Raw genomic sequence first — 16113 nt, 5'->3', positions numbered from 1 at the left:
TGCTTCGGGTTACCCGGACGGCGGCTTAAGGATTATCAACTCACTCCGGCGACACCTACAAACCACCACCGGACGTCTACGCACGTATGTACACGCTCGGAATCGTCGGCCCCGCCGGCGCCACGACGGCCCTCACAGGACGGATCGCCGAACACCTCGCGGAGCGCGGCCGGGTCGCGACGGTCGAACGCCTGGACGAACCCCCGGCGGACGCGACCGGACTCGACGCCGACGAGCGCGAGACGAGTATGGGGACGACCTACGGGATCGCCGACGACGGAAGCTGGGTCGCGTCCGGGGCGGATCGAGGCCTCGAAGCGATCCTCGACGATCTCGCTCCCGAACACGACTACGCGGTCGTCGAGGGGTTCGACGACGCCATGATCCCGCAGGTGGTGCTCGGGGAGCGCGGGGGCCGTGGACCGGTGCTCGCCGAGGCGACCGACGCCGGGGACGTGGACGTCGAGCGCGTCTGCGACGCGCTCGAGTCGACCGAGCCCCACGTCACGCTCGAGACGCTCGTCTCGCGGGTCAAGCGCTCGCCCCGGGCCGACCGCGCGGGTGCGATCGCCACCTTCACCGGTCGGGTGCGCGAGAAGGACGGCGCGGACGACGCCCCGACCGAGGCGCTCGAGTTCGAGACGTACGAAGGCGTCGCAGACCGACGTCTCACCGCGCTCCGCGAGGAGCTCGAATCGCGCGACGGTGTCTACGAGGTTCGCATGCACCACCGGACGGGCCTCATCCCGACGGGCGAGGACATCGTCTTCGTCGTCGTCCTGGCGGGCCACCGCGGTGAGGCGTTTCGCACCGTCGAGGACGGCATCAATCGGCTGAAGAGCGAGGTGCCCATCTTCAAAAAGGAGGTCACGACCGACGAGGAGTTCTGGGTCCACACCCGCGACTGACGCGAACGCGGGCGAAGCGTCGTTAACTCTCCGCGATCGAGGCGAATTCGACAGATACGTAAGTCCGGAACTCGTAGTGGTAAACGAACGTCGCTAATCCGATTATAAAACGTCTACGGCGTTTTTGAAGCGTCGTGAACGATTCCTTTCGAGTTACTTCACGTTAAAGATACCCTAAACATCCTCAGGGTATATCATTAGTGGGGGGTTAAGGAGGTGATGAGGAGAAGATGAGCACAACGACGCAGCCCTCTACGACGGCGGAATCGAAGGAAGAACGGCTTAAGCGGTACCTTAACCAGCGCGCTGCCGGCGGCGAGCTGTACTTCAAGGGCAAGTTCATCGCGGACGAGGTGGACCTCTCGCCCAAGGAGATCGGCGCGATCATGGTGAAGCTCCGCGACTCGGCCGACGACCTGAACATCGAGAAGTGGTCCTACACGAGTGCGACGACCTGGCGCGTAACCCCCGCCCAGTGATCGACCGGTCCCGCTGACGCTTCGGCCCTCCACCGCCCGGATCATCCAAGGCTTATGCCCTCCCAACCCTAAGCCGATCCGATGAGCGATCTCCGGGCGGGCCCACCACCCACCGAACTCGGTCACGTTTTCAACGTTTACGAGACGGCGACCGACGGAGAGACGCTACGATACTACGGTAGTCCCCGAACCTCGAGTCGGACCGTTCTCCGGGAGCTCTGGCCCGTGTTCCGCGAGCGAGGCTACGAGGTCCGACTCACCCGCGAGTACGGCGAGTGGGTATTGGTCGCCGAACCCGTCGATCTCGGGATCGACGGGATCCCGTGGACCAACCTCGTGCTGTTCGTCGCGACCGTCCTCTCGACGCTGTTCGCGGGCTCGCTCTGGTACCACCTCGATCCGCTCTCGGCGGAGGTCGTTCACGCCTGGCCGTTCACGCTCGCGATCATGGGCGTTCTCGGCGTCCACGAGCTCGGCCACTACGTGCTGAGTCGGTATCACAGGGTGAACGCCTCGCTGCCCTACTTCATCCCGATTCCGACGCTGATCGGAACCATGGGCGCGGTGATCAAGATGAAGGGACAGATCCCCAGCCGGAAGGCGCTGTTCGACATCGGCATCGCCGGCCCGATCGCAGGGCTCGTGGCGACGGTCGTCGTCACCGTCGTCGGACTCCACCTCCCGCCGGTCACCGCGCCCCAGGCGCTCGTAGGTGATCCCAACGCCGTCCAGATCGAACTGGGGTACCCGCCGTTGCTCGAACTGCTCGCGTGGATCGTCGATCAGCCGCTCCACTACGACAACCCCGCGACGTCGGTCAACCCGGTGGTGATCGGCGGCTGGGTCGGGATGTTCGTCACGTTTCTCAACCTGCTCCCGGTCGGACAGCTCGACGGCGGGCACGTCCTCCGGGCGATCCTCGGCGATCAACAGGACCGGATCGCCGCGCTCGTTCCCGCGGTGCTGTTCGGACTGGCCGGCTATCTCTACTACGTCCGTGACGTCCCCGGCGACGCCGCGTTCATCTGGGCGTTCTGGGGCTTTCTCGCGCTGGTGTTCTCCTTCGTCGGCTCGGCCACGCCGATCGACGACCGGGAGCTCGGCGCCGGACGGGTAGTCGTCGGGGTCGCGACGCTCGTCCTCGGCCTGCTCTGTTTCACGCCGGTGCCGATCCAGGTCGTGGGTTAGTGGGTGAAGCCCCGGTCCGGGAGCGCCTCGCCGTCGATCGTGAGATCCGACTCGGTCACCTCGCCGACGACGGTGATCGGGACCTCGACGTCTCCTTCGAGGAGCCCGCTCGACCGCTCGGGAAGCGTGAACACCAGTTCAAAGTCCTCGCCGAAGGTGGTCGCGAGCGTGGTCGCCTCGCTTTCCGCGACCTCCCGAAGCGTCTCGTCGACCGGGATCGCGTCGCGCTCTATCGCGAAGCCACAGCCGCTCGCCTCGGCGAGCTGATGGAGCGAACGCGCCAGGCCGTCGCTCGAGTCCATCATCGCGCTCGCGTGCGGCGCGAGCGCACGGCCGGCTGCGACCCGGGGGACGAACCGAAAGCACTCGTTCGCTCGTCCAGCCTCGCCGCGCTCGAAGAGTCGAAGGGCGGCCGCGCTCCGACCGAGCGTTCCCGTGACGCAGACGGCCTCGCCGGGCTGGGCCCCCGAACGGTGGATCGGCTCGTCGGTCCGTCCGAGCGCCGTCGTCGCGACGGTGAACTCCTCGTTGGCGTCGAGGTCGCCGCCGACGTACTCCGCGCCGACGGCCTCGCAGACGTCGCGTGCGCCCGCGAGGAAGTCGAGGAGCTCGCGCTCGACGAACGTCGGGGCGGCGTAGACGGCGACCGCCGCCGTCGCCTCCGCGCCCATCGCCGCGACGTCCGACAGCGACGCACCGACCGCCCGCCAGCCCGCCGTATAGCGGGTCGTCCCGTCGGGGAAGTCCGTCGTCTCGTGGAGCATGTCGGTCGTGAGCACCTGTCCGTCAACCACGGCGGCGTCGTCGCCCGCGTGGTCGAGCGCGGCGGCGATCGATCCCAGCGCGGCCCGTTCGTCCATGGACGGGGTGTGCGAGCGTCGGAGAAAAGCAACCCGGTCCGCGGAAGACGATGGGTTTAACAGTCACACCGGCGAACGATCGCCAATGACGACGCTCTACGACGTGCCGGCGGACGCGCTCATCGAGGAACTCTCCGATCGACTGGCCGACCGAATCGAGGAGCCCGACTGGGCCGCCTACACCAAGGCCAGCGCCGACCGCGAACTCCCCCCCGAGCAGGAGGACTTCTGGTACGTCCGCGCCGCGAGCCTGCTTCGGCGGGTCGCCGTCGACGGCCCCGTCGGCGTCGAGCGACTCGCGACCCACTACGGCGGCGCGAAGCGCGGCTCGAACCGCTATCGCGTCGCACCGCCCCGCCAGAGCGACGGCAGCGACAAGATCATCCGCACCATCCTCCAGCAGCTCCAAGAGGAGGGGTTAGTCGGCGAGCACGGCTCGGAAGGCCGCGAGGTCACCGCCGAGGGCCGCAGCCTGCTCGACGACGTCGCCGGCGAGGTCCTCGCCTCGCTCGTCGAGGAACGTCCCGAGCTCGAACGCTACGCCTGAACCGGCCCCCCGATCGGGCTCCGTAATCGTTTTGTCGACGGCGTAGAAACGTTATCACATCATGAGCGGAAGCCCCGACGACGAGCGGCTCGAGGAGCTCAGACAGAAGAAGCTCGAACAGCTTCAGGAGCAACAGGAGGGCGCGGGTTCCGAGGAGGCACGAGCCCAGGCCCAGGAGCAACAACAGCAGCAGGCGGACGCCCAGAAGAAGGCGATGCTCCGCAAACACCTCACCGACGGCGCACGACAACGACTCAACTCCGTCCGGATGAGCAAGCCCGACTTCGCCGACCAGGTCGAGCGACAGATCCTCGGGCTGGCCCAGAGCGGACGCATCCAGGGCAAGATCGACGAGGAGAAGATGAAACAGCTGCTTCGCGAACTCACGCCGGACAGCCAGAGCTACGACATTCGCCGGCGCTGAGGCCGGAATGGATCTCGGGCTGCTCTACAGCGGCGGCAAGGACTCATCGCTCGCGGCGCTCTTGCTCTCGGCCTTCTACGACGTCACCCTCGTGACGGCCCGCTTCGGAATCACCGACGACTGGCGACACGCGGAACGAGCGGCGGAGGGAACGGCGTTCGACTTCCGACCCCTGGAGCTCGATCGGGCGGTGGCCGAGGCCGCGGTCGAACGGATGCTCGAGGACGGCTACCCACGAAACGGCATCCAGCAGGTCCACGTCCACGCGCTGGAACGGCTCGCGGGCGAGGAGTTCAACGCGGTCGCGGACGGTACCCGTCGGGACGACCGCGTCCCCTCGGTCTCCCGGGCACGGGCCCAGAGCCTCGAGGATCGCCACGGCGTCGACTACGTCGCACCGCTGTCGGGGTTCGGACGAGGTGCGGTCGACGGGCTGGTCGAGGAGAACCTGACCGTCGAGGTCGGTCCGAGCGAGTCGATCGAGCGCGCCGACTACGAGGCCGAACTCCGTGCGCTGCTCGCGGAGAGGGCGGGAGCCGAGGCCGTCGCCGACGTCTTTCCCGACCACGAACAGACCTCCGTCACCGGCTTCCGATCACGATAACGAACCGCTCTTTGCCCGGGCGGGAGAGCGCCCGGTATGGACCCCGGACTCGCCGTCGCCGTGCTCGCCGCGTGCGTCTGGGGTAGCTATCTGTTCGCGCTGAAACGCTACTTCCCGTCGTACTCCGCGAGCGTCATCGTCACCGTCGTCCACCCCCTCGCGATCGCGCTCTACCTGCCGGTCGCGGTCGGCTCGATGCCCGCGGCCGGCCCGTCGCCGATCCGGCTGTTGCTCGACGGCGGCGTCGGTATCGCGGTGATCGTCGTCTCGAACTCGCTCGCGTTCATGGCGTTCATCCGCGCGATCGCGGTCGGCGAGATCTCCTACGTCGCGCCGATCAGCAAGATCGTGCCGGTGTTCGTTCTGCCGCTGGAGATCCTCCTGCTCGGCGAGCATCTCACCTCGCTCCAGCTGGCGGGGATCGCGCTGGCGACGGTCGCGGTGTACGTCGCGAACTTCCAGGGCGGCGCGTGGCTCGCGCCGCTGCGTCGGGCCGCGGGCTCGCGGGCCGCGGGGTTCGCGTTGCTGAGCGCGGCGCTCTACGCCGTCGGCGACGTCGGCCGCCGTGTGACCCTCCAGGAGCTCGCCGTCCCGCCATCGCTGTTGGTCGTCTCGCTGCTCGGTGGGATGGCAATCGTGCTCGCCCCGCAGGCGATCCGGACCTGGCCCGGCGGCGTTCGCGCCGATCTCCCGAAGTTCCTCGCCGCGGGAGCCGTCGTCGCCGTCGGCGAGCACACCACCGCGATCGCCTTCTCGAGCCTCCCGGCGAGCATCGCCTCGCCGATCATCAACACGCAGGCGATCGTCGCGGTCGTGCTCGGGGGGCTGGTGCTGCGCGAGGAGGCGTTCGCGCTCCGGCTGTTCGCGGCGGCGCTCGCGATCTGTGGCGTGACGCTGATCGCGATCTGACCGACGGACGTCGGCCTCCCCGCAGCGCCGACCGATACGCTCACCTCGCTCGCGGCGCTCGTCTCGTGAGACACTACGGCGGAGCGATCGAGCGGACTCGAGAACGCCCTCGAACGGGCACCTATCGGTTCACGGAACGGACCGGCGGTGAAAAAGGTAGAGGGATCTCAGACGGCGGGATCGTTCAGCGTCTCGTGGTCGCGACGCGGCACCGTAGACACGTCCGCCCAGGTGTGGCCGATCACGGAGTAGGCCGCGATCGCGAAGTAAAACCCCACGAACGCCCCCGCGATCGTCCCCAGAACCGGAACGACGTTGAGGACCGCCGTGACGAGCCCGCCGATCAACAACACGAGGAACGCGGTCGCCCAGCCGAGGGCGTACGTCCGGGACAGCCAGACCGGCTTCAGCGTTCCGAGGTCGAATCCGGCGCCGAGCGTGGGCGTCTCGGCGAAGTTCGCCAATGCCGCCGGAACTAGGTAGGCGACCAGCAGCGAGAGAGCGAACCAGAGCAGCCCCCCCAGCATCGCGCCGAGCAGCCCGAGACCCGCGATCGCCCCGTCACCGGAGACGCCCACCCCGAGGACGCCGACGAGAAAGACGCCCCCGCCCACGACCGTCGGGAGCAGCATGTAGACGAAGCCGATGACGACCGCCTTGAGGCCGGTCACGGTCATCTCTCCCCACGCGTCGAACGTCGGCGGGGCGTCATCGCCGCTCGCGGTACGGTCGAGTACCCTGATGGCGTATCCCCCGACGACGAACAGCGGGACGACGAGAAATCCGAACAGCATCAGCAGGCCGCCGATGGCGACGGTTCGCACGACGTCGTCGCTCTCCGTGGGATACCTGATCGCCTTCTCGACGCCCGCGATCACTCCGGATCGCTCGCCGTGGCTCGCTACTCTCCGGTCGGTTCCGCGTTTCGGATCGTCTTCTCTCATGGATATCTCCTCCCGGACCACCCTCTCGAGGGGCGGCCCGTGGAGGGTGTACTACCCCATACCACATAACATGCATCGATGAAAACGATCCGAGATAACACAGATCGGGTGAACGAACGCTAATATCACCACGAACGAGCTAATTTGGACGGAAGCCGCTAACGACCACGGGATTCAGCCGGTTCGCGCCGGATGAACGAAGCCGTCGCGAATCGGCTTCCCTCCTCGATCGTACCCGTCCCGAACCGCGATCGATCGTCGACGGTTACCGGCGTCGCTCGCGCCACTCGTGAACCCGTCGACGGCGGCTGAGCGTTCGGCCGACCCCTCCGGCACGGTGACGAACGGAGAGGAACAGCTTCAAGCGCCGGAGCCGCGAAGGCCCGCGCATGTACGAGCGGATCAAGGGCTTTCGTGACTTCTACCCCGGCGAGATGCGCGCCCGGCGTGTGGTGATCGACGAGCTAGAGGCTGCCGCGCGGCGCTACGGCTTCCGGGAGATCGGGACGCCCACCCTCGAACCCACGGAGATGTACGTCGACAAGAGCGGCGAGGAGATCGTCGACGAGCTCTACAGCTTCACCGATCGCGGGGGACGCGACGTCGCGATGACGCCGGAGCTGACCCCGACGGTCGCGCGGATGGTCGTCGCGAAACAACAGGAGCTCTCGAAGCCGATCAAGTGGTTCTCGACCCGGCCGTTCTGGCGGTACGAGCAGGTCCAACAGGGTCGGTTTCGCGAGTTCTACCAGACCAACGTCGACGTCTTCGGCTCCGCGGAGCCCGAGGCCGACGCCGAGATCCTCGCCTACTGCGCCGACGCCCTCTCCGGGCTGGGACTCACCGCCGAGGACTTCGAGTTCCGCGTCTCGCATCGCGACATCCTCGGCGGGCTGCTGGAGTCGTTCGACGCAGACGTCGAGACGCGCGAGGCGATCCGCGCGGTCGACAAACGCGAGAAGGTCAAGCGGACGGAGTACCACGCCCTGCTCACGGAGGCCGGACTCTCGCGGGAGCAGGCCGAGGAGTTCGACGCGCTGCTCGACACCGACGACCTGGACGAGCTCGTCGAGTTCGCCGGCACCGAGCGCGTCGAGCGCGCGGTTGCGAACCTCGAGAACGTGCTCGAGGCCGTCGAGGACCTCGGCGCCCGGGAGTTCTGCTCGGTCTCGCTCGAGACCGCGCGCGGACTCGACTACTACACCGGCGTCGTCTTCGAGTGTTTCGACTCGACCGGCGAGGTTAGTAGGTCGGTGTTCGGCGGCGGACGCTACGACGACCTGATCGAGGGCTTCGGCGGCCAGCCCACGCCCGCGGTCGGCGTCGCCCTCGGCCACGCCACCCTCTCGGAGCTGTGTCGGCGCGCCGGCGTCTGGCCCGACGAGTCCCTCGAGACCGACTACTACGTCCTCCGGGTGGGCGACACCCGTCCGGTCGCCGCACGGATCGCCCGCGAACTGCGCGAGCGGGGCAACGTCGTCGAGACCGATCTCTCGGGGCGGAGCTTCGGCGCACAGATGAACTACGCCGACTCGATCGACGCCGAGACGGTCGTGATCGTCGGCGAGCGCGACCTCGCGAACGACGAGATCACGGTCAAGGGGATGGCCTCGGGCGAGCAGACGGCGGTTCCGGTCGACGCGTTCCCCGGCGAGTTCGAACGACCCACCTACGACGACTTCGAGTGATCGAATCGCCGGCGACCTCGATCCCGACTCCGATCGCGAACGCTCGTCAAAAACGGTCCCGTCCCGGGACGAGATTCTCCCCTCGACATATATCACAGGCGTTTTCAGGCGAACTTCTTTAACCGCGTCCGTGTCCGATCGCCCCAACGTCTGTCTGATCCACTGTCACGATCTCGGACGCTACCTCGGGTGCTACGGGGCCGACGTCGAGACCCCGCGGATCGACGCGCTGGCGTCCGAGGGTGCGACCTTCGAGAACGCCTTCGCCACCGCGCCCCAGTGTTCGCCGAGCCGGGGCAGTCTCATGACCGGCAGATGCCCTCACGAGAACGGGTTGGTGGGACTCGCCCACGACGAGCCGGATCTCAACGACGACGAGCGCGTCCTGCCCACCTACCTCTCGGAGGCGGGCTACGAGACGCATCTCTTCGGGCTCCAGCACGTCACCGAGAACCCCGAACGCCTCGGCTATGACGAGTTTCACTCCGATCGGCTCCTCTCGCCGGACGTCCCGCCGTCGATCCACGAGACCGACCGCGCCGAGAAGGTGAGCGGGACGTTCGCCGACCGGCTGGAGGACGGCGGACTCGACGATCCCTTCTTCGCCTCGATCGGCTTCTTCGAGCTCCACCGCATCGAGGACGACGATCGGTTCCTCTTCGCGGACGATCCCTACGACCCGTCCGATCCGGACGAGGTCGAGCCGCTGTCGTACCTCCCCGACGAGCCCGGTATCCGACGCGACCTGGCCGACGCGCAGGGGATGGTCAGGGCGATCGATCGGGGAGTTGGACGGGTCATCGACGCCCTCGAGGACGCCGGCATCGACGAGGAGACGCTCGTGATCTTCACGACCGAGCACGGACTCGCGATGCCCCGAGCCAAGGGCTCGCTCTACGATCCCGGCATCGAGATTGCCCTCCTCGTGTCGCTTCCCGGTACGATCGAACCGGGGACACGGTACGAGGAACTGATCAGCAACGTCGACGTGCTGCCGACGATCCTCGACCTGCTCGACGAACCGATCCCCGAGCGGATCTCGGGACGGAGCTTCCTTCCGCTGCTACGCGAGGAGGAAGACGAGTACGACGCCCGCGAGCGTCTGTTCACCGAAATGACGTGGCACGACGCCTACAATCCGGTACGTGCGATCCGCACCCGGCGGTTCAAGTACGTCCGGAACTTCTGGCGGCTTCCGAACGTCTATCTCACCCACGACGTCCGCCACAGCCCCTCGGGCGAGGAGGTCCGCGACGAGTTCGAGCGTCCGAACCGTCCCTACGAGGAGCTCTACGACCTCGAGGCCGATCCCCACGAACGCGAGAACGTTGCCGACGCCGACGGCTACGAGGGGACGACCGCGGAGCTTCGCGAGGAGCTCCGCGAGTGGATGGAGGGGACCGATGACCCCCTCCTCTCGGGGCCGGTCCCGCCGAGCAATTTCGACGAGGAGATCATGGCGTGGCCGTCCGACTGACCATCGGAGTCGGACCCTCCGGCCGGAGTCCCCGAAACCGTCAGGTGTGAGCCGGGAACGCTATACGGGTCGGCTCCGGTAGCGTCCGTATGCGCGCGTTTCGGGTCGCATACGACGGAACTCCCTATCACGGATTTCAGCGCCAGCCGAGCCAGCCCGACGTTTCGACCGTCGAGGGCACCCTCTTTCGTGCGCTCCGCGAACTCGGCGTACTCGAGGACGAGAAACCGGAGGGCTACGCCGCGGCCGGGCGTACCGATGCCGGCGTCTCCGCGCTCGCCCAGACGGTCGCCCTCGACTGTCCCGAGTGGCTCACGCCGGCCGCGCTCAACGGCGACCTCCCGGCCGACGTACGAGCGTGGGCCTCTACGGAGGTCGGCGAGGAGTTTCACGCCACCTACGACGCCCGCTCGCGGGAGTACGTCTATCACCTCCACGCTCCGGACCTCGACGACGAACGCGCGAGGGCGTGTCTCGGCGCGCTCGTCGACACCCACGACCTCCACAACCTCACGTCCGACTCGGGCGACACCACTCGAACGATCTACGAGGCGCGACTCGAGCGCGACGGCTCGTACGCGATCGTGACGCTGTGCGCGGACGGTTTCCTGAGACAACTGGTCCGACGGATCGTCTCGCTGGTCGAGGCAGTCGGCAGGGGCGAGCGCGACCTCGCGTTCATCGACCGCGTCCTCTCGGAAGAGCGGCTGTCGGGACCGGAGGGGATCGCCTCGGCTCCGCCGGAGCCGCTCGTTCTGAGCGACGTCGACTACGACGTAGAGTTCGAGGTCGACGAGCGGGCAGCGGAGAGTGCTCGCGCGGTGTTCGAGGCGAAGCGAGTGGAGCGAGAGACCGGCGCGCGGGTCGCCGCTCGGATCGGGCAGCGGATGGGTTAATCCCAGCCCTCGGGCCAGACCTCGGCCGCACGCATCCCCGCCTCGGCGTCCGTCTCACGAAGCTGTTCACGGAGCGTCTCATTTCCGATTCGCGGGAACTCGCTTCGCGTGAGCTCGCGGACCAGCAACGCCGCGAGCATGGCGTGTTCGCGGAGGTTTCGCGGATCGACCTTGTCGCGGGTGTCGGCGTGGGTGTGGCCCCAGCCACGACCACGTTCCGCGCCGCTCGGTGCCTGGCTGTGGAGCTGGAGGGCGGGCACGCCCCGGTGGAGGAACGGCCAGTGGTCGCTGTAGGGATGGGGATCGCGCGAGAACGCGACGGGTTGGTCCCACTCGTCGCACGTCTCCTCGACCAGCGTCTCGATCCGATCGGAGCCGTGGGTGTACGCCTGGAGGTTTCTGAACCGACCCGCCCCGTCGACGTTGACGACCGCCGCCACGCTCTCGAGATCGAGTTCGTCGGCCAGCGCCTCGCTTCCCATCAGGCCCACCTCCTCACAGCCGACGCCGGCGACGCGGACCCGGCGTTCGAGCGCGGGCTCCATCCCGGCGAGGATCCGTGCCGTACCGACGACGGTCGCGATCCCACAGCCGTTGTCGAGCGCGCCCTCCGCGATGTCGTGGGCGTCGTAGTGACCGAGCAGGACGATCTCCTCGTCGGTCTCGGGTCCGAGCGTGCCGACGACGTTCTGGCTGGTATCGCGCTCGGTGGTGGCGGAGACCGAGAGCTTCGCCCGGCCGCCACGCTCCGCGTACTCGGTGAGCCACGCGCCGGCCTCCTTCGAGACGCCGACGCCGGGCATCGCCGCCTCAGCGTTGAACCGCAGCGCCCCGGTCGGGGGGAGCTGGCCGGGGACGTGGTTCGCGAAGACGAACGCCTCCGCGCCCGCGGCGGCGGCGTGGCCGAACTTCTCCATGCGGTGGACGAACCGTCCCTTCTCCGGCGGCGTGGTCGTGCTCGCGACCGCGATCTTCCCCCGAACGTCGCTCGCTTCGATCTCATCGGGGGTGCCGTAACCGACGTCGACGAGCTCCGTGTGTACGTCGCCGGCGGGTGAGTACGGTAGCGCGAGCGTCCCGAAACTCCGCTCGATCGGCTCGGTGACCGCCAGTTCGGCCCGGCCGCGGTTCCAGCGCCACATCTCGAACTCCCGTAGCTTCACGCGCTCGACGCCGCTTTCCTCGAACGCGCTCGCGACGAGGTCGGCGGCGCGACGTTCGCCGGGGTGGCCGCCCATGCGCTCCTCGAGTTCGGTCAACCGGGTGAGCAGCTCCCAACTCGTTTCGTCGTGCCAGGCGCGTCCGAGAACCGCATCGATGTCGACGTCGCTCATACCGTCACGTACGGGGCTCGCCTCATGGTGGTTACGTTCGTACCGTGCTGCTGGCGGTCGCGGGTCGTCCGCGATCGAACGCGGTGAACGCCAAAGCGGGGCGCTCGAGTCTCACCCCGACGTCGGACACTCATTCGATCCGTACCTCGAGGTAGGCTGCCCCTTCTTCGGTCGAGAGCTTCGTTATCGTGACGTTGGCGTTGTTGAGTAGCCCCACCAGGTCGCTGCTCGTGGAGGAGTCCGGCGCGAGACGGATCGTCAGTTCCTGTCCGTTTCCGAGCGGCAGTTCGTCGACGATCCGCGTTCCCGGCGAGTCTTCGACACAGCGCTCGAAGTTCCGGACTCGCACCTCACTCAGCGAATCCGGGAACAGGTTTCGAATCCAGTTGCTCACTCTCGTCATCTACGATCTCCAGCCGACTGATATTCGATGCATTCGTTGTTGATTTAATTCTTGGCACGTATACGTAAATGTCGTTATAGTCCCGATGGTAGAGGTCCGCCGAACGGATGGAGCACCCCCTTTGCTCCGAGCTGACGAGCCTACCGAAGCTCCCGCCTCTCGGACCGGGCGATCCCGAACGACCGTGGCGAGGCGATCCGCATGCGGTTGTACCGACGGTGTGCGGCGAGCGACGAGGTCGGCCGGTCCCCGATCGAGGGCCGACGTGGTGTAGACCGCCAACGTTTAGAGCGCTCTGACACGTAACACGCCCATGAGTTCGGTTCCCGAACGCGCCGAGATCGCGGAGGAGTACGTCTGGGATCTCGAGAGCATCTACGCCACCGACGAGGACTGGGAGGCCGCCTACGAGACGGCCGAAGCGAGGATCGAGGAGCTTCGGGAGTACGAGGGCCGGACCACGGAGGACGGCGCGACGCTCCGCGAGGTGCTGGAGCTGCGCGAGACGCTGATGCGCGAGGTCTCGAAGGTGGCCGCCTACGCGCGGATGCGCCGCGACGAGGACACCCGCGACCAACAGTACCAGGCGCTCACCGCTCGCTCGCAGTCGCTCGCCTCGGAGGCCTCGAGCGCCGCGAGCTTCATCGAGCCGGAGCTCCAGGAGCTTTCGGAGGGCGAACTCGAGGCGCTGATCGACGAGGAGTCAGCCCTCGAGGAGTACGAGCACTACTTCGACGACGTGCTGCGAATGAAACCACACACCCGTTCGGCGGAGATCGAGAGCCTGCTCGCCGAACTGGGCGAGGTGACGGGCGCGTCGGGCGAGATCTACAACATGCTCGCGAACGCCGACGTCGAGTTCCCGACGGTCGAGCACCCCGACGGAGAGGCCGTCGAGATCACCCAGTCGAACTTCACGAAGCTCCAGAAGCATCAGGATAGAGAGTTCCGCCGCGAGGTCTACGAGGGGTTCTACGACACCTGGGCTGACGTCCGCAACACGGTCGGAAGCGCGTACAAGAACAGCGTCAAGGCCGACGTGAAGCTCGCGCGCGCACGGAACTACGACACCGCCCGCGAGGCGGCGCTCGACGGGCCGAACGTCCCCCCGGAGGTGTACGATACCCTCGTCGACACCGTCCGGGAGAACCTCGACGTGCTGCATCGCCACGCCGAACTCAAGCGCGACGCGCTGGGCGTCGACGAACTCCGGATGTGGGACCTCTACATGCCGATCGCCGGGAGCGAGAGCCCCGACCTGGAGTACGAGCAGGCGACCGATCACGTCGTAAGGGCGCTCGCTCCGCTGGGCGAGGAGTACCAGTCGCGCGTCGCGGAGGGGCTCGACTCGCGGTGGGTCGACGTCTACGAGAACGCCGGCAAGCAGTCGGGTGCCTACTCGGGCGGGACGTACGACACCCAGCCCTTCATCCTGATGAACTACCAGGACGACATCCCCTCGATGTACACGCTGGCCCACGAGCTGGGTCACTCGATGCACTCCGAGCTGACGAGCGAACGCCAGCCTTACGTCTACAGCGGCTACGAGATCTTCGTCGCGGAGGTCGCCTCGACGGTGAACGAGGCGCTTTTGACCCACCACCTGCTCGAGACCGTCGAGGACGAGGAGTTCCGGCTGCACGTGCTCAACGAGTACCTCGAACGGTTCCGCTCGACGCTGTACCGCCAGACGATGTTCGCCGACTTCGAGCATCGCGCCCACGAGATCAGCGAGGCCGACGGCGCGCTCACGCCCGATCGACTCGACGAGCTCTACGGCGAGCTCAAACGCGAGTTCTACGAGCCCGCCGCGGTCGACGACCGGATCGACCGCGAGTGGATGCGCATCCCACACTTCTACCGGGCGTACTACGTCTACCAGTACGCCACGGGGATCAGCGCGGCCGTCTCGATCTCGCGGAAGATCCTCGAGGAGGGCGAGCCCGCCGCGGAGCAGTACCGCGAGTTCCTGCGTTCGGGCTCCCGGAAATATCCCCTCGAACTGCTCGACGTCGCGGGCGTTGACATGCGATCGCCGGAGCCGATCGAGGACGCCCTGTCGGTCTACGACGAGTACCTCGACGAGATGCGTTCGCTGATCGAGGCGTGAGGAGCACCGACCGGTAAATCGACCGCGACCCAAAGGCACTTTTAACGCGATTCCTTAGAGGGTACACAAATGGCCCACAGCCCTTCCGTTCCCGATCGACCACATCTCGAACTCGACCCCGAGATGTCCGACGGCGAGCGTCTCGCCGCCCTCCGCGACCACTTCGTCGACGTCGTGAAGATCAACGACCAGCTTGAGGAGCGCGTCGACGACGCGAGCGAGCGACGCGAGACGCTTCACGAGCGCGTCGACGAGCTCGAACGCGAGAACACCGCGCTCAAGACCGCCGCGCTCTACATCGCCACCGTCGAGGAGCTCACCGACGACGGCGCGATCATCAAACAGCACGGCACCAACCAGGAGGTGCTCACCGAACTCGACCCCGCGCTCGAGGAGAAGCTCGAGGCGGGCGACCGCGTCGCGGTTAACGACTCCTTCGGCGTCGAGACGCCGCTGGACGTCGAGACCGACGCTCGAGCGCAGGCGATGCAGGTCGATCAGAGTCCGGACGTGCGTTACGCCGACATCGGCGGCATCGACGAGCAGATCCGCGAGGTCCGCGAGGCCGTCGAGGACCCGATCGTCGACGCCGACCAGTTCGACGAGGTCGGGATCGAGCCACCGGGCGGCGTCCTGTTGCACGGCCCGCCGGGTACCGGCAAGACGATGCTCGCGAAGGCCGTCGCCAACGAGACCGACGCCACCTTCATCAAGATGGCCGGCTCCGAGCTCGTCCAGAAGTTCATCGGCGAGGGGGCGCGGCTGGTTCGGGACCTCTTCGAACTCGCCTCCGAGCACGAACCCGCGATCATCTTCATCGACGAGATCGACGCGATCGCCTCGAAGCGAACGGAGTCGAAGACCTCGGGCGACGCCGAGGTCCAGCGCACCATGATGCAGCTGCTCAGCGAACTCGACGGCTTCGAGGACCGCGGCGAGATCCGCATCATCGCCGCCACCAACCGCTTCGACATGCTCGACCGGGCGCTGCTGCGACCCGGCCGGTTCGACCGACTCATCGAGGTTCCCGAACCCGACGAGGAGGGCCGCGAACGGATCCTCGAGATCCACACCGCCGACATGAACCTCGCGGACGAGGTCGACTTCGAGTCGCTCGCGGCCGACACCGGCGGGTTCACCGGCGCGGAGCTCGCGAGCCTCTGTACCGAGGCGGGGATGTTCGCGGTCCGTGACGACCGCACCGAGGTCCGGACCGAGGACTTCGAGGAGGCACTCGAGAAGATCGCGGAGAGCGCCGGCGACGCCGACGCACCGAACTTCTACGTCTACTGAACGGCCCGGGGCGGGAACCGAAACCCCTTCTGCCGCGCCACGTCGAGGG

Annotated in this window: 16 protein-coding genes; 12 read left to right on the top strand and 4 right to left on the bottom strand. The window is 67.3% G+C overall.

Annotated features, from left to right (window positions below):
• Nucleotides 1-86: 86 nt before the first annotated feature.
• The 3 genes from V0Z78_RS05525 (at nucleotide 87) to V0Z78_RS05515 (ending at nucleotide 2575) form a co-directional block, all read left to right on the top strand.
• On the top strand, nucleotides 87-908 hold the full coding sequence (locus V0Z78_RS05525) for a molybdopterin synthase (RefSeq protein ID WP_336343628.1): 822 nt from the start codon (nucleotides 87-89) through the stop codon (nucleotides 906-908).
• A 230-nt stretch (nucleotides 909-1138) separates the two neighbouring features.
• On the top strand, nucleotides 1139-1387 hold the full coding sequence (locus V0Z78_RS05520; protein ID WP_336343627.1) for a DUF7123 family protein: 249 nt from the start codon (nucleotides 1139-1141) through the stop codon (nucleotides 1385-1387).
• A gap of 81 nt (nucleotides 1388-1468) precedes the next feature.
• Nucleotides 1469-2575 carry a site-2 protease family protein gene (locus tag V0Z78_RS05515; RefSeq protein ID WP_336343626.1) on the top strand — a complete coding sequence of 369 codons (1107 nt, stop codon included), beginning with the start codon at nucleotides 1469-1471 and terminating at the stop codon, nucleotides 2573-2575.
• Here V0Z78_RS05515 and thiL read toward each other — a convergent pair.
• Nucleotides 2572-3435, bottom strand: coding sequence for a thiamine-phosphate kinase (gene thiL, locus V0Z78_RS05510; protein WP_336343625.1), 864 nt, complete (start codon nucleotides 3433-3435; stop codon nucleotides 2572-2574). The two genes, V0Z78_RS05515 and thiL, sit on opposite strands and share 4 nt — an antisense overlap.
• Nucleotides 3436-3520: 85 nt before the next feature.
• On the opposite strand from thiL, the gene V0Z78_RS05505 reads away from it, so the two are divergent.
• From V0Z78_RS05505 to V0Z78_RS05490, 4 genes are all read left to right on the top strand, one after another.
• Nucleotides 3521-3982, top strand: a complete 462-nt coding sequence (locus tag V0Z78_RS05505; RefSeq protein WP_336343624.1) for a 30S ribosomal protein S19e — start codon at nucleotides 3521-3523, stop codon at nucleotides 3980-3982.
• A gap of 61 nt (nucleotides 3983-4043) precedes the next feature.
• A complete protein-coding gene (locus V0Z78_RS05500) occupies nucleotides 4044-4406 on the top strand; it encodes a DNA-binding protein (protein WP_336343623.1) in 363 nt (120 codons plus the stop codon).
• A 7-nt stretch (nucleotides 4407-4413) separates the two neighbouring features.
• On the top strand, nucleotides 4414-5010 hold the full coding sequence (locus V0Z78_RS05495) for a DUF7411 family protein (RefSeq protein WP_336343622.1): 597 nt from the start codon (nucleotides 4414-4416) through the stop codon (nucleotides 5008-5010).
• Nucleotides 5011-5046: 36 nt separating this feature from the next.
• Entirely contained in the window at nucleotides 5047-5919 is an 873-nt protein-coding gene (locus V0Z78_RS05490; RefSeq protein ID WP_336343621.1) for a DMT family transporter, read from the top strand.
• A 167-nt stretch (nucleotides 5920-6086) separates the two neighbouring features.
• Here the strand turns inward: V0Z78_RS05490 and V0Z78_RS05485 are convergent, their stop codons facing one another.
• Entirely contained in the window at nucleotides 6087-6863 is a 777-nt protein-coding gene (locus V0Z78_RS05485; protein ID WP_336343620.1) for a DUF4013 domain-containing protein, read from the bottom strand.
• Between the two features lie 389 nt (nucleotides 6864-7252).
• On the opposite strand from V0Z78_RS05485, the gene hisS reads away from it, so the two are divergent.
• From hisS to truA, 3 genes are all read left to right on the top strand, one after another.
• Complete coding sequence (gene hisS / locus V0Z78_RS05480) at nucleotides 7253-8551, top strand: histidine--tRNA ligase (protein WP_336343619.1); 1299 nt, start codon at nucleotides 7253-7255, stop codon at nucleotides 8549-8551.
• A gap of 130 nt (nucleotides 8552-8681) precedes the next feature.
• Nucleotides 8682-10028: a sulfatase family protein gene (locus tag V0Z78_RS05475; protein WP_336343618.1), complete on the top strand. Its 1347-nt coding sequence runs from the start codon at nucleotides 8682-8684 to the stop codon at nucleotides 10026-10028.
• Nucleotides 10029-10117: 89 nt separating this feature from the next.
• Nucleotides 10118-10924 (top strand): tRNA pseudouridine(38-40) synthase TruA, encoded by an 807-nt coding sequence (gene truA / locus V0Z78_RS05470; RefSeq protein ID WP_336343617.1) that lies wholly within the window; start codon nucleotides 10118-10120, stop codon nucleotides 10922-10924.
• On the opposite strand, the gene V0Z78_RS05465 is transcribed toward truA, so the two are convergent.
• Nucleotides 10921-12258 (bottom strand): M28 family metallopeptidase, encoded by a 1338-nt coding sequence (locus V0Z78_RS05465; RefSeq protein WP_336343616.1) that lies wholly within the window; start codon nucleotides 12256-12258, stop codon nucleotides 10921-10923. The genes truA and V0Z78_RS05465 overlap by 4 nt on opposite strands.
• Before the next feature lie 130 nt (nucleotides 12259-12388).
• Nucleotides 12389-12661: a hypothetical protein gene (locus tag V0Z78_RS05460; RefSeq protein WP_336343615.1), complete on the bottom strand. Its 273-nt coding sequence runs from the start codon at nucleotides 12659-12661 to the stop codon at nucleotides 12389-12391.
• 313 nt (nucleotides 12662-12974) lie between these two features.
• Between V0Z78_RS05460 and pepF the strand changes: the two genes are divergently transcribed.
• Nucleotides 12975-14771, top strand: a complete 1797-nt coding sequence (pepF, locus tag V0Z78_RS05455) for an oligoendopeptidase F (RefSeq protein WP_336343614.1) — start codon at nucleotides 12975-12977, stop codon at nucleotides 14769-14771.
• Nucleotides 14772-14840: 69 nt separating this feature from the next.
• Entirely contained in the window at nucleotides 14841-16064 is a 1224-nt protein-coding gene (pan2, locus tag V0Z78_RS05450) for a proteasome-activating nucleotidase Pan2 (RefSeq protein ID WP_336343613.1), read from the top strand.
• Nucleotides 16065-16113 lie beyond the last annotated feature (49 nt).

It is taken from the genome of Halalkalicoccus sp. CG83, from assembly GCF_037081715.1.
Lineage (GTDB): Archaea > Halobacteriota > Halobacteria > Halobacteriales > Halalkalicoccaceae > Halalkalicoccus > Halalkalicoccus ordinarius.
This window is presented reverse-complemented; position numbering and strand designations above follow the sequence as displayed.

What these genes read in the sequence shown, in the direction of transcription:
- pan2 (WP_336343613.1), top strand. Translation starts at nt 14,841, where the DNA reads ATGGCCCACAGCCCTTCCGTTCCCGATCGACCACATCTCGAACTCGAC.
- V0Z78_RS05515 (WP_336343626.1), top strand. Translation starts at nt 1,469, where the DNA reads ATGAGCGATCTCCGGGCGGGCCCACCACCCACCGAACTCGGTCACGTT.
- thiL (WP_336343625.1), bottom strand. Translation starts at nt 3,435, where the DNA reads ATGGACGAACGGGCCGCGCTGGGATCGATCGCCGCCGCGCTCGACCAC.
- V0Z78_RS05500 (WP_336343623.1), top strand. Translation starts at nt 4,044, where the DNA reads ATGAGCGGAAGCCCCGACGACGAGCGGCTCGAGGAGCTCAGACAGAAG.
- V0Z78_RS05520 (WP_336343627.1), top strand. Translation starts at nt 1,139, where the DNA reads ATGAGCACAACGACGCAGCCCTCTACGACGGCGGAATCGAAGGAAGAA.
- V0Z78_RS05490 (WP_336343621.1), top strand. Translation starts at nt 5,047, where the DNA reads ATGGACCCCGGACTCGCCGTCGCCGTGCTCGCCGCGTGCGTCTGGGGT.
- V0Z78_RS05460 (WP_336343615.1), bottom strand. Translation starts at nt 12,661, where the DNA reads ATGACGAGAGTGAGCAACTGGATTCGAAACCTGTTCCCGGATTCGCTG.
- V0Z78_RS05505 (WP_336343624.1), top strand. Translation starts at nt 3,521, where the DNA reads ATGACGACGCTCTACGACGTGCCGGCGGACGCGCTCATCGAGGAACTC.
- V0Z78_RS05525 (WP_336343628.1), top strand. Translation starts at nt 87, where the DNA reads ATGTACACGCTCGGAATCGTCGGCCCCGCCGGCGCCACGACGGCCCTC.
- V0Z78_RS05485 (WP_336343620.1), bottom strand. Translation starts at nt 6,863, where the DNA reads ATGAGAGAAGACGATCCGAAACGCGGAACCGACCGGAGAGTAGCGAGC.
- truA (WP_336343617.1), top strand. Translation starts at nt 10,118, where the DNA reads ATGCGCGCGTTTCGGGTCGCATACGACGGAACTCCCTATCACGGATTT.
- V0Z78_RS05495 (WP_336343622.1), top strand. Translation starts at nt 4,414, where the DNA reads ATGGATCTCGGGCTGCTCTACAGCGGCGGCAAGGACTCATCGCTCGCG.
- pepF (WP_336343614.1), top strand. Translation starts at nt 12,975, where the DNA reads ATGAGTTCGGTTCCCGAACGCGCCGAGATCGCGGAGGAGTACGTCTGG.
- hisS (WP_336343619.1), top strand. Translation starts at nt 7,253, where the DNA reads ATGTACGAGCGGATCAAGGGCTTTCGTGACTTCTACCCCGGCGAGATG.
- V0Z78_RS05465 (WP_336343616.1), bottom strand. Translation starts at nt 12,258, where the DNA reads ATGAGCGACGTCGACATCGATGCGGTTCTCGGACGCGCCTGGCACGAC.